This is a genomic window from Frigidibacter sp., assembly GCF_030695035.1.
Taxonomy (GTDB): domain Bacteria; phylum Pseudomonadota; class Alphaproteobacteria; order Rhodobacterales; family Rhodobacteraceae; genus Frigidibacter.
Map to the genome: position 1 here is coordinate 66305 of NZ_JAUYTT010000019.1, position 14705 is coordinate 81009.

The 14705-nt window shown below is 70.1% G+C and carries 15 protein-coding genes; 5 read left to right on the top strand and 10 right to left on the bottom strand.

The genetic code is table 11. From position 1 onward, the window contains the following. Window positions 1–20: 20 nt before the first annotated feature. Window positions 21–2843 carry a DNA polymerase I gene (gene polA, locus Q8S30_RS17360; RefSeq protein ID WP_305667279.1) on the bottom strand — a complete coding sequence of 941 codons (2823 nt, stop codon included), beginning with the start codon at window positions 2841–2843 and terminating at the stop codon, window positions 21–23. Between the two features lies 1 nt (window position 2844). Then, the gene (locus Q8S30_RS17365; protein WP_305667280.1) at window positions 2845–3084 is read right to left on the bottom strand and encodes a zinc-finger domain-containing protein; all 240 of its coding nucleotides are present in this window, start codon (window positions 3082–3084) and stop codon (window positions 2845–2847) included. A 91-nt stretch (window positions 3085–3175) separates the two neighbouring features. On the opposite strand from Q8S30_RS17365, the gene Q8S30_RS17370 reads away from it, so the two are divergent. Beyond that, a complete protein-coding gene (locus Q8S30_RS17370; RefSeq protein WP_305667281.1) occupies window positions 3176–4192 on the top strand; it encodes an alpha/beta hydrolase in 1017 nt (338 codons plus the stop codon). A gap of 3 nt (window positions 4193–4195) precedes the next feature. Here the strand turns inward: Q8S30_RS17370 and Q8S30_RS17375 are convergent, their stop codons facing one another. Next, the gene (locus tag Q8S30_RS17375) at window positions 4196–5344 is read right to left on the bottom strand and encodes a 2-methylaconitate cis-trans isomerase PrpF family protein (protein ID WP_305667282.1); all 1149 of its coding nucleotides are present in this window, start codon (window positions 5342–5344) and stop codon (window positions 4196–4198) included. Further along, entirely contained in the window at window positions 5344–6525 is a 1182-nt protein-coding gene (locus Q8S30_RS17380) for an enolase C-terminal domain-like protein (RefSeq protein WP_305667283.1), read from the bottom strand. The genes Q8S30_RS17375 and Q8S30_RS17380 overlap by 1 nt, the downstream gene beginning before the upstream one ends. Window positions 6526–6604: 79 nt before the next feature. Between Q8S30_RS17380 and Q8S30_RS17385 the strand changes: the two genes are divergently transcribed. Continuing rightward, entirely contained in the window at window positions 6605–7381 is a 777-nt protein-coding gene (locus Q8S30_RS17385) for an enoyl-CoA hydratase (RefSeq protein WP_305667284.1), read from the top strand. 43 nt (window positions 7382–7424) lie between these two features. Then, complete coding sequence (locus tag Q8S30_RS17390) at window positions 7425–8396, top strand: tripartite tricarboxylate transporter substrate binding protein (RefSeq protein ID WP_304813361.1); 972 nt, start codon at window positions 7425–7427, stop codon at window positions 8394–8396. A 33-nt stretch (window positions 8397–8429) separates the two neighbouring features. Here Q8S30_RS17390 and Q8S30_RS17395 read toward each other — a convergent pair whose 3' ends face one another. From Q8S30_RS17395 to Q8S30_RS17405, 3 genes are read right to left on the bottom strand one after another with little or no spacing between them, the layout of a single operon-like run. Next, window positions 8430–9410, bottom strand: a complete 981-nt coding sequence (locus tag Q8S30_RS17395) for an NAD(P)-dependent oxidoreductase (protein WP_304813363.1) — start codon at window positions 9408–9410, stop codon at window positions 8430–8432. Window positions 9411–9420: 10 nt separating this feature from the next. Next, window positions 9421–10014 (bottom strand): thiamine pyrophosphate-dependent enzyme, encoded by a 594-nt coding sequence (locus Q8S30_RS17400; protein WP_305667285.1) that lies wholly within the window; start codon window positions 10012–10014, stop codon window positions 9421–9423. Window positions 10015–10017: 3 nt separating this feature from the next. Continuing rightward, window positions 10018–10569: a thiamine pyrophosphate-binding protein gene (locus Q8S30_RS17405; protein ID WP_304813367.1), complete on the bottom strand. Its 552-nt coding sequence runs from the start codon at window positions 10567–10569 to the stop codon at window positions 10018–10020. Window positions 10570–10654: 85 nt separating this feature from the next. Here Q8S30_RS17405 and Q8S30_RS17410 point away from each other — a divergent pair, with 85 nt between their 5' ends. After that, window positions 10655–12013 (top strand): ethanolamine ammonia-lyase subunit EutB, encoded by a 1359-nt coding sequence (locus Q8S30_RS17410; RefSeq protein ID WP_305667286.1) that lies wholly within the window; start codon window positions 10655–10657, stop codon window positions 12011–12013. Next, a complete protein-coding gene (gene eutC / locus Q8S30_RS17415) occupies window positions 12010–12732 on the top strand; it encodes an ethanolamine ammonia-lyase subunit EutC (protein WP_305667287.1) in 723 nt (240 codons plus the stop codon). Before Q8S30_RS17410 ends, eutC begins: the two co-directional genes overlap by 4 nt. A 3-nt stretch (window positions 12733–12735) precedes the next feature. Here the strand turns inward: eutC and Q8S30_RS17420 are convergent, their stop codons facing one another. From Q8S30_RS17420 to Q8S30_RS17430, 3 genes are all read right to left on the bottom strand, one after another. Further along, window positions 12736–13062: a cupin gene (locus tag Q8S30_RS17420; protein WP_304813372.1), complete on the bottom strand. Its 327-nt coding sequence runs from the start codon at window positions 13060–13062 to the stop codon at window positions 12736–12738. Beyond that, window positions 13059–14423, bottom strand: a complete 1365-nt coding sequence (locus Q8S30_RS17425) for an amidase (protein ID WP_305667288.1) — start codon at window positions 14421–14423, stop codon at window positions 13059–13061. The genes Q8S30_RS17420 and Q8S30_RS17425 overlap by 4 nt, the downstream gene beginning before the upstream one ends. Before the next feature lie 69 nt (window positions 14424–14492). Continuing rightward, window positions 14493–14648 carry a hypothetical protein gene (locus Q8S30_RS17430; RefSeq protein WP_304813375.1) on the bottom strand — a complete coding sequence of 52 codons (156 nt, stop codon included), beginning with the start codon at window positions 14646–14648 and terminating at the stop codon, window positions 14493–14495. Window positions 14649–14705: the final 57 nt, after the last annotated feature.

A 14705-nucleotide genomic window follows, 5' to 3' on the forward strand; every position in this document is an offset into this window, starting at 1 on the left:
GCGTTTCCACCCGTATGCGATCAGTGGGCCTCGGCCCAGGACCTGCCATGCCCGATCTCAACCGATAGCGGCACGGAAAGGCTGGCGACGCCCTCCATGATCCGCTTCACCAGGGCGGATGTGGCCTCGACCTCGGCCTCCGGCACCTCGAACACCAATTCGTCATGCACCTGCAGCAGCATGCGCGCGCCGAGGCCGGCTTCGTGCAGCGCCAGGGGCAGGCGCACCATGGCGCGCTTGATCACCTCCGCCGCGCCGCCCTGGAAGGGGGCGTTGATGGCGGCGCGTTCGGCCCCGCCGCGGCGCACCGGGTCCTTGCTGGCGATGTCGGCGATCCACAGCTTGCGGCCGAAGGGGGTCTGCACATAGCCGCTGGTGCGCGCATCCTCCTTCAGCTTTTCCATGCAGGCGCGGATGCCAGGGTACTGGGCGAAATAGGCATCGATGATCGATCGCGCCTCGCCCGGCCCGATGCCGAGGCGGGCGCCGAGGCCGAAGGCGGACATGCCGTAGATGATGCCGAAATTGATCGTCTTGGCCCGCCGCCGCGCTTCCTTGTCCACCGCATCGGGAGCCAGGTGGAAGATATCCGCGGCGGTGCGGGAATGGATGTCCTGGCCGGTGGCGAAGGCCTCCTTCAACGCCGGCACATCAGCCACATGCGCCAGGATGCGCAGCTCGATCTGGCTGTAGTCGGCCGCCAGCAGCACATGACCCGGCTCCGCCACGAAGGCGGTGCGGATGCGGGCCCCTTCCTCCGTCCGCACCGGGATGTTCTGCAGATTCGGATCGCTGGAGGACAGCCGCCCGGTGGAGGTCAGCGCCATGGCGAAATCCGTATGCACCCGGCCATGGGCATCCGCCGCCTGGGCCAGCGCATCGACATAGGTGGATTTCAGCTTGGCGATCTGCCGCCAATCCAGCACCCGGCGGGGCAGCGCATGGCCCTGGGCGGCCAACTCCTCCAGCACCCCGGCATCCGTGCCCCAGGCGCCGGTCAGCTTGCTGCGCTTGCCGCCCGGCAGCTTTTGTTCATCGAACAGGATTTCGCCAAGCTGCTTGGGCGAGCCGACATTGAAGGGCTTGCCCGCCAGTTCATGGATCTCGCGCTCATACCGCGCCAGTTTCTCGGTGAAGTCGGCGCCAATTCGTGACAGTTCGGCGGCGTCGATCTTGATGCCGGCCAGTTCCATGTCCCGCAGCACGGGCACCATGCGGCGCTCCACCTGCTCATACAGCGCCAGCGCGCGGGCCGGGCGCAGTTCGGGGCGCAGCGCGTGCCACAGCCGCAGCGTCACATCGGCATCCTCCGCCGCATAGGCGGTGGCCTTGTCCAGCGTGACCTTGCTGAAGGGGATGCGGTTGCGGCCGGTGCCGGTGACGCTGTCGTAGCTGATGCAGCTATGGCCGAGATGCTGGCCCGCCAGCTCATCCATGCCGTGCCCATGCTTCCCGGCGCGCAGCGCGTAGGACATCATCATGGTGTCATCCACCGGCGCCACGGCGATGCCGCCATTCGCCGCCCGGCACAGCACTTCCAGGTCGTATTTGGCGTTGTGCAGCACCTTGAGGACGGCCGGGTTCTCCAGCAGCCCCTTCAACTCCGCCAGCGCGGCCTCCGGCGCAATCTGCGCCGGCGTGCCGCTGCCCATCAGGTCGCCGCTGCCCTCATGCCGCAGCGGCACGTAGCAGGCGCGGCCCGGCGCGGTCGCCATCGAGAAGCCGACCAGGCTGGCCTTCATGGCATCGAGGTTGTCGGTCTCCGTATCGAAGCCGATGACGCCCGCCGCATTGGCCTCCGTCACCCAGGCGCGCAGCGCGTCCAGCGTGGTGACGGTCTCATAGCCGGTGAAGGCCGGGGCCTCCGTGGGCGTGGCCGGGGTTTCGGCGAGCGGGGCGGGGGGGCGGTAGCCATTGTTGCGGGTGACGGCGCTGGCATCCCCCAGGCCGAGGCGGGCCAGCAGGCTGCGGAAGCCGTTGTCGCGCAGGAATTTCTCCAGCGTGACCGGGTTCGGCGCGCGGGTCAGCATGTTCTCGATCGGGCAGGGCAGCGGCGCATTGGCGTCCAGCTGCACCAGCCGCCTGCTGATCCGCGCCTTCTCGGCGTTCTGCTCCAGCGCTTCCCGCCGCTTCGGCTGCTTGATCCTGGCCGTATTTGCCAGAAGCTCTTCCAGGCCTCCGAATTCATTGATGAGCAGCGCGGCGGTCTTGATGCCGATGCCCGGCACGCCCGGCACATTATCCGTGCTGTCGCCGGCCAGCGCCTGCACCTCCACCACCTTGTCCGGCGTCACGCCGAACTTCTCGAACACCTCCGGCTCCCGGATCGGCTTCTGCTTGATCGGGTCCAGCATCTGCACGCCGGGGCCGACAAGCTGCATCAGGTCCTTGTCGGAGGACACGATCGAAACCTCGCCGCCCTCCGCCACGAAGGCGCGGGCGTAAGCCGCGATCAGGTCATCCGCCTCGAAGCCCGGCTGTTCCGCCTGGCAGACGCCGAGCGCCTCGGTCGCCTCCCGGATCAGGGCGAATTGCGGAATCAGCTCCGGCGGTGGTTCGGGACGATGCGCCTTGTAGTCGGGGTAGAAATCATTGCGGAAGGTCAGCCGCGCGCTGTCGAACACCACGGCGATATGGGTCGCGGCGTGGCGCGAGAGGAATTGCGACAGCATCTGGGTGAAGCCGAACACGGCATTCACATGCACCCCGTCCGGCCGCGTCATCGGCGGCAGGGCGTGAAATGCGCGGAAGATGTAGCCCGAGCCATCGACCAGGATCAGCCGCTTCTGGCCCGGCGCGACCGGTGGGACAGCTTCCTCGACGGGCAGCGCGGCTTCGCTCATCTCAATGCCCGCTATCGTCGCCCGCGCCTTCGGCCAGGACATAGGTGCGGGAGCAATAGGGGCAGGTCACCTGGTGCTGCTCGATCCGCAGGAAGACCAGCGGATGGCCAAGCGCACCGCCGCCGCCATCGCATCCGATGACGCGGGTGGTGACCATGATGGTCTCCTCCGGCGTCACGCCGGGCAGGGCAACCGGGGTGTAGCCGGTCTGGCGGGCATCGCGCATGGCGGTCCTTCGCATGGCAGTTGTGGCATGGCCGTTGGGCAGGACCGGGAACATAGGGGGGGCGAGGGCGATGGACCAGCCCGGCCCGTCTTGCTACCCCTTGCCCATGCGCCCCATCGCCTCCCCCCGGGTGGTCCTGGCCTGCCTCGCCTTGCTGCTGGGGGTTGCCTGCACGCCGGTGGTGATGCCGATGGGCCCGGCCATTTCGCCGCCCGCCCTGGCGCCGGATGCGGTGGTGGCGGCGGATGGCGCCCGGCTGCCGATGCGCGCCTTTCCGCCGGACGGGCCGCCGCGCGCCGTGCTGCTGGCGCTGCATGGCTTCAACGACCATTCCGGCAATTTCCTGGCCGACAGCATCGCCGCGCTGAACGAGGGCGGGCTGCTGGTCTATGCCTATGACCAGCGCGGCTTCGGCCGGTCCCCCAACCGCGGCTATTGGGCGGGGGAGGCGACGCTGGCCGGGGATGCCGCCACCGCCGCCCGCCTGCTGCGCGCCCGGCACCCCGGCCTGCCCCTGTTCCTGATGGGGGAGAGCATGGGCGGTGCGGTGGCGGTGGTGGCCGGCACAAGTGCCGATCCGCCGCCGGTGGATGGCTATGTCCTGCTCGCGCCTGCCCTGTGGGGCCGGGCCAGCATGAATGCGGTGATGCGCGGCGGGTTGTGGGTGGCGGCGCGGACCATGCCGATCCTGGGTTTCCAGGGCGGCGTCGGCGGCATCGTCGCCAGCGACAATCCGGCCGCCCTGCGCCGCCTGGGGCGGGACCCGCTGGTGCTGCGCAGCACGCGGGTGGATGCCGCGGTGGGGCTGGTGGATCTGATGGATGCGGCGACCGCCGCCCTGCCCACCTGCTGCCGCAACGCGGCGCAGCAGCCGGTGCCGGTGCTGCTGCTGTATGGCGACAAGGATAGCGTGATCCCGGCCCGCCCGGTGCGCGCCGCGCTGCGCCGGCTGCCGCCGGACAGCCCGGTGCGGATCGCCATCCATGAGGAGGGTTTTCACCTGCTGCTGACCGACAACAACCGCGACGCGGTGGCGGGTGACATCCTGGCCTTCACCGCCGACCCGGCCGCGCCGCTGCCTTCCGGCGCCGAAGCTTTCGCGCCAGGCTGGCTGGCGCGCTGAGGCTCAGGCGGGAATCCACACCCGCCCATCGAACAGCCGCCGCGCGGTGCGGTAGAAGGACCCGGCGCGGGCCACCCATGCCCCCGCCTCCTGCACCACATCCGCACCCACGGTCAGCACACCGGAGGGCATGCCGATGCGGATCGGCCCGGTCCCGCTGCCGACGCATTCGGCCACCAGCGTGCCCTCGATCCGCGCCGCGACGGCGGTGCAGAGCGAGCCGGTCAGCGGCAGCGCCCGGTGCGGCTGGCCGTTGGAGATGATGCGCGCCGCCAGGTCGATCTCCCCGGCCGCGATGGTCTCGCCGGACAGGGTCGGCGCCGCGGCCGGCGGGCTGACGAAGCCGATATAGGGGACGGAACTGATCGCCCGCGCCGCCGCCAGATCCGCCCCGATGCCCATGCGGATGCTGGCCTGCAGGCGGATGGCATCGAGCAGCGCCAGCACTTCCGGCCGCGCCTCCAGCTCCTCCGGCAGTTCGCGGCCCGTCAGCCCGATATCCCGCGCCCGGATGAAGGCGGAGGCATTGGCGGCATCGACCAGCGAGGCCTCGATCCGGCCGAAACCCGGCACATCGAGCACATCCACCACCTGGCCGGAGGGCAGCAGCCGGCCTGTGGTGGCGCCGCCGGGCTGGACGAAATCCAGCCGCACCGGCGCACCGGTGCCGCCGACGCCCGGAATCGCCAGCTCGCCGGTGACCTTGGCGCGGCCATCCTCCACTTCGAAGCTGTTGTGGATGATCTTCTTCGTATTGGTGTTGTAGATGCGGACCGTGGCGCTGGTGCCGTTCGGCCGCACCAGCCCCTCATCCACCGCGAAGGGGCCGACGGCGGAGCTCATATTGCCGCAATTGCCCTTCCAATCGACGCGCGCCTCGCGGATCAGCACCTGGGCGAAGGTGTAGTCGATATCGGCATCGGCGCGTTCGGACGGCGCCAGCACGCAGATCTTGGACAGGGAGGAGACACCGCCCCCCATGCCGTTGAGCTGGCGGCCATAGGGATCGGGCGTGCCCAGCGCCGCCATGAAGATCCCGTCCCACTCGGCACGATCCTCTGGGCGATCCGCAGGCAGGTCGCGCGCATGAAACATGATGGCCTTGCTGGTGCCGCCGCGCATGAAGACGGCGGGGATGGCGCGCTGGGGCATCAGCCGAGGCTCTTGAACACGCTGTGCAACGCGTTCTTCGCCTCGAAGCCGATGCCCGGGATATCGGGCATCGCGACCCGGCCTGCGACCACCGGCACGTCATCGGCGAAGCCGCCAAACGGCGCAAAAACCTCCGGATAGCTCTCATTGCCCCCCAGCCCGAGCCCGACCGCGATGTTCAGCGCGAACTGATGCCCGCCATGCGGCACGCAGCGGCGGCGGGACCAGCCATGGGCGGCCAGCATGTCCAGCGTGCGCAGATACTCCACCAGGCCGTAGGACAGCGCCGGGTCCATCTGCAGAATGTCCCGGTCCGGCCGCAGCCCGCCATGGCGGATCAGATTGCGCGCATCCAGCATGGAGAACAGGTTCTCGCCGGTCGCGATCGGCGGCCCGTAATGCTCGGCGAGCGTCGCGTGCGTGGCATAATCCAGCGGGTCGAGCGGTTCCTCGTACCAGCGCAGTTTCATCGGCGCGAGCGCCTCGGCATAGGCCAGCGCGGCGGGCAGGTCGAAGCGGCCATTCACATCGACCGCCAGCTTGCTGCCATCACCGCCGAGCAGCTTCACCACCGCCTCGATGCGTTCGATATCCTCGGCCAGCGCGTCGGCGATGGGGGTGCCGGGGGCGCCGCCGATCTTCATCTTCACCGTGGCATAGCCCATGCCGAGATAGCGCTTCATCTCCTCGACCAGCGCATCCACCCCCTTGCCGGGGTAGTAGTAGCCGCCGGCGGCATAGACCCAGGCGGCCTCATCCGCCTGGCCGCCATTGTAGCGATCCGCCAGCAGGCGCCACAGCGGCACGCCTTCCAGCTTCGCCGCCGCATCCCACAGCGCCATGTCCAGCACGCCGACGGCGACGCTGCGCTCGCCATGGCCGCCGGGCTTCTCGTTCTTCATCATCGCCGACCAGGCGCCCTGCGGGTTCAGCTTGCCATCGGGGCTGGTGATCTGCGCCTCGGTGGCCTCCGTCAGCCGCGGCACGAAGCGTTCGGCCAGCAGGCCGGGCTGGGCGTAGCGGCCATTGGAGTTGAAGCCGTAGCCTGTGGCGCGGCGGCCAGCCTCGCCTTCCACCGTGACCGCGACAATGGAGGCGGTCATCTTGGAGAAGTCGATATAGGCGTTGGCAATGTCGCTCGCGATCGGGGCGATGCCCTGCTTGACGCTGACGATACGCATTCTTGTCAGTCTCCATCCGGTTGCCGGACTTGTCGCCCCGTGCGACCTGACCGCACAAGAGGGGACCAAGGAGGAAACCATGCCCGACATCCTGCACGAGACCCGCGGCCCGGTGGCCTGGACCACGCTGAACCGCCCGGACCAGCGCAACGCCATGACCTTTCCGATGTATGAGGGCCTGTTCGAACAGGCCGCCGCGGTGGCGGCCGACCCCGCCATCCGCTGCTGGGTCATCACCGGCGCCGGCGGCAAGGCCTTCGCGGCCGGCACCGATATCAGCCAGTTCCAGCACTTCTCCACTGGCCAGGACGCGCTGGACTACGAAACCCGGATCGACCGCGTGCTGTCCGCGATCGAGGATTGCCCGAAGCCCGTCATCGCCGCGGTGGCCGGCGCCTGCGTCGGCGGCGGCCTCGGCATCGCCGGCGTCTGCGACATGCGGATCGCCAGCGCCAATGCCCGCTTCGGCGTGCCGGTGGCCCGCACCCTGGGCAATACGCTGTCCACCATGAACATCTCCCGCTTCGCCGCGCTGATCGGGCCCGCGAAGCTGAAGGATTTGATCTTCACCGCGCGCCTGATGGATGCGCCGGAAGCCCTGGCCGCCGGCTTCATCTCCGAAATGCTGGACACGCCGGAGGCGCTCGCCGAGCGCGCCCTGAAGCTGGCGGAAGATGTCGCCGGCATGGCGCCGCTGACGCTGACCGCGACCAAGGTGGCCCTGAAGCGCCTGCGGCTGGCCGCCGGCACCATCGAGGGTGACGACCTGGTGACCATGTGCTTCGGCAGCCATGATTTCCGCGAGGGGGTCGAGGCCTTCCTCGCCAAGCGGAAGCCGGTCTGGACGGGCAGGTAGGGCCGCGCCATCCTCCGGTCATAAGAAGAACCGGAGGAATACGATGTTTTCACGACGCGGCCTGTTGGCGGCGGCGGGCGCCACGGCCCTGCCGCTGCCTGCCTTGGCCCAGGGCAGCTACCCCACCCGCACCGTCTCCCTGCTCGTCGGCTTCGCGCCAGGCGGTGGCACGGACATCATCGCCCGGCTGTTGCAGCCGGCGCTGCAGGCGGAATTCGGCCAGGCCATCGCCATCGAGAATCGTGCCGGCGGGTCCGGCACCATCGCGGCGACGACCAATGCGCGCGGCCGTCCGGATGGCTACCAGATGCTGATGACCACCGTCAGCGCCTCCGCCGTCGTGCCGCCGACGATGAAGCCGCCGCCCTTCGACATCATCGCGGACCAGACCGCCGTGGTGCTGGCAGGCACCGTGCCGCTGGTGGCGGTGGTGCCGCTGGAATCTCCGGCACAGGATTTTGCCGGGTTCATCGCCCATGCCAAGGCGAATCCGGGCAAGCTGAATTACTCCTCCTCCGGCGTTGCAACCCAGCAGCATCTGGCCGCCGCCGCGCTGTCCTTCGCCGCTGGGCTGGACATGACCCACATTCCCTTCCGCGGGACCGGCCAGGCGGTGAATGAGGTGCTGGCCGGGCGCATCGACATCGCCATCGACACGCTGCCCACCTACCTGCCGCATATCCGATCGGGCCGCGTGCGCGCCTTGGCCACCACCCTGCCTGCCCGCGTGCCGACGCTGCCGGATGTGCCGACCATCGCCGAAAGCGGCTTCCCGGATTTCGACGCGGCCGTCTGGTACATGGTGATGGGCCCGCCCGGCCTGCCTGCCGCCATCAGCGAACGCTGGGTGCAGGCGGTGAACAAGGCGCTGTCCGACCCTGCCCTGCGCCAGCGCGTGGCCGAGGCCGGCTTCATCCCCGGCGGTGGCACCAGCGCCGACGCCGCGGCCCTGCTGCGCCGCGATGCGGCGAAATACGCCGAGGTGATCCGCCGCGCGAATATCCAGTTCGACTGAAGCAGGGCGGGGCGCGCGCGCCCCGCCTCCGCCTCAGTTCCGGCGTGCCAGAACCTCGGGATTGACGATGACGTCGGGGTCGAGCGTGCCGGCGAAGCAGGCCAGCGCGGCGGCGGCGGAATCGAGCGCCATGCGCCGCAGACCCTCCGCCGTGCTGGCGGCGACATGCGGCGTCATGATCAGGTTCGGGGTGGAGAGCAGGCTGATCGGCGTCTCCACCGGCTCCTCCTCGAACACGTCGATCCCGGCGGCGGAAAGATGCCCGGCGCGCAGCGAAGCCTCCAGCGCCACCTGATCCACGATGGTGCCGCGCGCGGTGTTCACCAGCACGGCGCCGGGCTTCATCCGCGCCATGAAGGCGCCGTCGATCATGTTGCGCGTCGCCGGGCCGCTGGGGACGTGGACCGTGACGATGTCCGCCTCCGCCGCCGCGGTCGCCGCGTCATCCACCGGCTCGAAGCCGAGGCCGCGGATGCTGCCCTTGCCAATATTCGGGTCGCGCACCAGCACGCGCATGCCAAACGCGGCGCACAGCTTGGCCACGCGCGTGCCGATGCGGCCGAAGCCCACCACCAGCACGGTCTTGCCCTGCAGGTCGAAGGTGGGCAGCCCGGCCTGCGCGCCCCAGACCGGCGTGGCGGCGCGCATATTGGCGTTGAAGCTGGTCAGCTTGCGGGCGCAGGCCAGCATCATCATCAGCGCGTGTTCGGCGACCGAAACCGCATTGGCTTCCGGCGTGATGGCCAGCGGAATGCCGCGCTCGGTCAGCGCCGGCACATCGACGATGTCGTAGCCGACGCCGTGGCGCACCAGGATCTTCAGATTGGTGCAATGCGCCAGGAAGGCGCGGTCGATGCGGATGGTCCGCACGATCAGCGCATCCGCCTTCGGCAGATTGGCGGCGAGGCTTTCGGGCGAGAGGTCCATCAGGACATCCACCGTCACCCCCGGGGTCGCGCGCATCCGCGCGATGGCTTCCTCGTGGATCGGGCGGACGCAGATCACATGCGGCATGGTCGGGCCTTCAAAGCTGGTGGTGGGCGGCGGGGCCGAGCAGGGCCTCGCGGAATCGCGCTTGCAGGATGGCGCCGTCGCGCGGCGGCAGCACCAGCGGCAGGTTGCCGGGCGCGATCTTCTGCACCGCGAAGATGGTGCCGGTGGCGGCATGGATCTCGGCCCGCAGGGCCGGCACCTCCTCCAGCGTCGTCAGCGTGCGCGCACGGGAAAGCCCCGCGCCGCGCGCCATGGCGGCGAGGTCCACGCCATGCTTGGTCGCCGTTTCCTGGTTGCCCGTCTCGCTGTAGTGTTCATTGTCCAGCACGACGATGGACAGGTTCTTCGGCCTCTGCACCGCGATGGTCGCCATGGCGCCGAGCGCCATCAGCATCTCGCCATCGCCGGTGATGACCAGCACTTTCGCGGAAGGCTGCGCCAGCGCCAGGCCGAGGCCCATCATCGCCGCGCCCCCCATGCCGCCCCACAGCGGCAGATTGCGCGGCGTGTCGCCGATGGCGGTGATGTCCCAGGCGGAGGCGCCGAGGCCGGCGATAACCATCAATTCGCCGCGGTCTTCCAGCAGCGTGCGCACCACGTCGCGCCGGTTCGGGTATTCGGCCATGGATCAGTCCTTCCCGAAGGTCTTGGCGCCGATCAGGCGCTGGCCGAGCAGCGTGGCTGCCGGGCGAAAGGTATTGAAGGCGAGGCGCAGCGTCGCATCCACCGTCTCCGCCACATCCTCTGCGCGGTCGGCGCGATGCACGATCGTGCCCATCGCTTCCAGCACCGCCTGCGTCGCCTGGCCCATCGGGATCTGCGCCGGATTGAATTCCGCAAAATCGCCGCGCATGGTCACGATCATCGGCAGTGGCGTGCGGTGGATATGCGACAGCGACAGCATGTTGATGCAGTTGCCGACGCCGGAAGACTGCATCAGCAGCACGCCCTTCACGCCGCCAAGCCAGGCGCCACAGAGCAGGGCAACGCCCTCCTCCTCCGTCGTCAGGGTGACGACGGTCATTTCATTATCGGCTAGGCACCGCTTGATCAGCCGGCTGTGGCCGGCATCCGGCACCAGGGCGACCTGGGTGATGCCATTGGCCTTGAGCGCCGCGTAGATGTGGTCCGGCCAGCCCGCCGCCGCATCCGGGCGCATCTCCAGCTTGTCGCGATCCATGCCGTTCCTCCGTATTTGTGGCATCCTCGCCCCGGAGGCTCCAACTGACAACCCGGGCGCGTGATGGGTATAGGGAGAGGGCGGCATGGGTTTTTCCGCGACGGTGGGCGGCACGCGGCACAATTTCGCCGATCTGCGCCAGCTTCTGGCCTGCGCCACGCCGTTCCGGTCCGGCGATGCGCTGGCCGGCGTGGCCGCCGAAAGCGCCGCGCAGCGCGTGGCGGCGCAACGGGCACTGGCCGACCTGCCGCTGCGGCACTTCCTGTCCGATGCCGTGGTACCCTATGAGGCGGATGAGGTGACGCGGCTGATCCTGGACAGCCACGACGCCCAGGCCTTCGCCCCCGTGGCGCATCTGACGATCGGCGGCTTCCGGGACTGGCTGCTGGCCGAGGCGGATGCGCCCGCGCTTGCCGCCCTCGCGGCGGGCCTGACGCCGGAGATGGTGGCGGCATTGTCAAAAATCTGCCGGTTGCAGGATCTGGTGGCGATCGGCGCGAAATGCCGCGTCGTGACGCGCTTCCGCAACACGCTCGGCCTGCCCGGCACGCTGTCCATCCGCCTGCAGCCGAATGACCCGGTGGATGACCCGAAGGGCATCGCGGCACAGGTGCTGGATGGGCTGCTGCTCGGCGCCGGGGATGCGGTGATCGGCGTCAACCCGGCCACCGACAATGTGGACAATCTCTGCCGCGTGCTCGGCCTGCTCGATGCGGTGCGGGACCGCTATGCGATCCCCACCCAGAGCTGTGTGCTGGCCCACATCACCACCACGCTGCTGGCGATGCAGCGCGGCGCGCCGGTGGATCTGGTGTTCCAATCCATCGGCGGCACCCAGGCGGTGAATGAGAGCTTTGGCGTGTCGCTCTCCCTGCTGGCGGAGGCGCATGCGGCCGCGCTGGCGCTGGGCCGCGGCACGCTGGGCGACAACTGCATGTATTTCGAAACCGGCCAGGGCAGCGCGCTGTCCGCGGATGCGCATCACGGCGTGGACCAGCAGACGCTGGAATGCCGCGCCTATGCCGTGGCGCGCCGCTTCCGGCCGCTGCTGGTGAATTCCGTGGTCGGCTTCATCGGCCCCGAATACCTGTATGACGGCAAGCAGATCACCCGCGCGGGTCTCGAGGACCATATGTGCGGCAAGCTGCTCGGCCTGCCGATGGGGGTGGATGTCTGCTACACGAACCACGCCGAGGCCGACCAGGACGACATGGATGCGCTGCTGACGCTGCTCGGCGTGGCGGGCGTGACCTATGTGATGGGCGTGCCGGGGGCGGATGACACGATGCTCGCCTACCAATCCACCTCCTTCCATGACGGGCTTTATGTCCGCGCCGCGCTGGGCAAGACGCCCGCGCCGGAATTCGCGGCTTGGCTGCACCGGATGGGGCTGGCGGTGCACACGCCGGATCGCCTGCCGATGGCCGTGGCGGGGCTGCTGTGACCGCACCTGTCCTGTGGCGCGACCTGCGGCGCTACACGGCGGCGCGCGTTGGCCTCGGCCGTGTCGGCAATGGCCTGCCCACCGCGGCGCATCTCGATTTCCAGGAGGCGCATGCCCAGGCGCGCGATGCCGTCTGGTCCACCCTGGATGTGCCCGTGCTGCGCGATGCGCTGGGGGCGCAGGTGGTCGCCAGCGCGGCGCCGGATCGCCGCGCCTATCTGCTGCGCCCGGATCTCGGGCGGCGCCTGGCGGAAGGTGTCCCGCTCACGCCGCGCCCCGGCTGCTTCGCCATTGTCGTGGCGGATGGCCTCTGCGCCACCGGCGTGCAGGCCCAGGCGCCCGCGCTGGTCACGGCGCTGACGGAGGGGCTGCACCAGGCGGGCTGGGATGTCGCGCCACCGGTCATCGCCACCCAGGCGCGAGTCGCCATCGGGGATGCGATCGGCCAGGCGCTCGGCGCGGCGATGGTGGCGGTGCTGATCGGCGAGCGCCCGGGCCTGTCCGCGCTGGACAGCATGGGCATCTACCTGACCCACGCGCCGCGCCCCGGCCGTCGCGATGCGGAGCGCAACTGCATCAGCAATATCCGCCCCGGCGGGCTGAGCGTGGCGGAGGCTGCGGCGAAACTTCTGTGGCTGGTTGCCGCCGCGCGTGGCCTGGGTGCGACCGGCGTCGCCCTGAAGGACGAACAGCCGGCGCTGCCGCTGCTGGAGGGCTGAGCTTCACCCTGGCGGCAGATGCACCGCCAGCCAAAGCGCATCCGCGCTGGTCGCCACCACGCGATGCCGGCAGCCCGCCGGCAACACCGCCCAATCGCCCGCCACCATCACCCGCGCCGCGCCATCGGCAAGACCGAGCGTCGCCGCGCCGCGCGCCAGCAGCACGAATTCCGTGCCGGGCTGGTCGTACCAGAAGCCCGCCGGGCTGGCGGCGCGGTGGGAGGCGATGCGCTGCACCACCACGCCGCCCTGTTCCAGCAGCGTGGCAAAGCTCTCGGCGCCTTCGGTTGGCGCTTCCCCCTCAACCAGGCTCCCGAAACGCGCGCTCACGCGGCCAGCGCCGCCTCCACGGCCTGCGCCACGGCGAACAGCCTGGCATCGCCGCCATGCTCGCCCATCAGCTGGAAGCCGACCGGCGCCTCCCCAGGCTTGTGGCAGGGCAGGCTGATGGCGCAGCGGTCGAGGAAGTTGCCAACGCTGGTATTCCGCAGCAGCAGCAGGTTGATTCGGCCATACTCCGCTTCATCCTCGATCTCGGACAGGGCAGGTGGCACCAGCGCGCAGGTCGGCGACACCACCGCATCATATCCCGCCGTGCGCGCCGCAAACGCCGAAATGATCCGCGCGCGGTCCTGGCCGAGCTGAATGTAGTCCGCCGCCGCCATCTGCCCGCCGCGCAGGATGCGGGACAGGATGCGCGGGTCGTAGGCGTCGCGCTGGCGTTCGATCAGCCCGCGGTGAAAGGCATAGGCCTCGGAGGAGGCGTAGCCGCCGGTCGCATTGGCCTTCGGAATATCGGCCAGCTCCGGCACCACCAGCTTCTCCACTCGCGCCCCGGCGGCGGAAAGCCTGGACAGCGCCGCCTCGAAGGCGCTGGTCACGCCGGCATCCCAGTTCTCGGTGACGTAGCCCTGCAACACGCCGAGGCGCAGCCCGGCCACTGGCACCGGCAGGCCCGGTGACCAGGCCTCCTCGCCGGCCATCAGGCTGTCGATCACCGCGCAGCAGGCGACGGAGCGTGCGATGGGGCCGAGGCTGTCCAGCGTGAAGGACAGCGGCAGCGTGCCCGTCAGCGGCACCCGCTTCGCCGTCGGTTTCCAGCCCACCAGCCCGCACAGCGCCGCCGGAATCCGGCAGGAGCCGCCGGTATCGGAGCCCAGCCCGGCAAACCCCATCCCATCCGCCGTCGCGACGGCGGCGCCGGAGGAAGACCCGCCCGGCAGCCGCCCCGTCGCCCGGTCCCCCTTGTCCCGGCCCCACGGGCTGCGCGGCGTGCCGAAATGCGGGTTGTGGCCGAGGCCGGAGAAGGCGAATTCCACCATGTTGGTGCGCCCGAGCACCACGAACCCCGCCCGTTGCAGGCGCGCGACGGACGGCGCGGTGGCCGTGGCCGGCGCCACATCGGCCAATGCCTTGGAACCACCCCGGGTCTGCTGCCCGGCCTCGTCGTAAAGGTCCTTGATGCTGATCGGGATGCCGGCCCAGGGGCTCGGCGCGCGCCCGGCCTGGCGCAGCGCATCCATCGCCCGCGCCGAGGCACGCGCCGCTTCGGCCTGCACCACCAGGAAGGCGCGCCCGCCTTCACCGTCCGGATCGGCGATGCGCTCCAGCGCCGCCTCGGTCAGCGCCGCGGCGGTGGTGCGGCCGGCGGCGAGGTCGGCGGCGGCTTCGGCGAGGGTGGCATGCGACATGGGCGGGTTTCCGGCTGGGATGCGCCGGATGCTGGCCAGGATGGGCGGCGCCCGCAAGCCCGCGCCGGGTCAGCCCTGGGCGGGCGGCGCCACCTGGTCGTTGGCGGGCGGGTGGGCGACGATCAGCTCCAGCACAGCCGGATAGACCAGGAAGCCGACCAATCCGGCAGGCAGCAATCGCACGCCCCCGGCTTCGGCTTCCTCGATGGTGGTCCCGCGGTCCATGCTGCCCTCCTGGCAATCCACAGGGGGTGAGCGCGGCAGGCTGCGACGGGTTTGCGG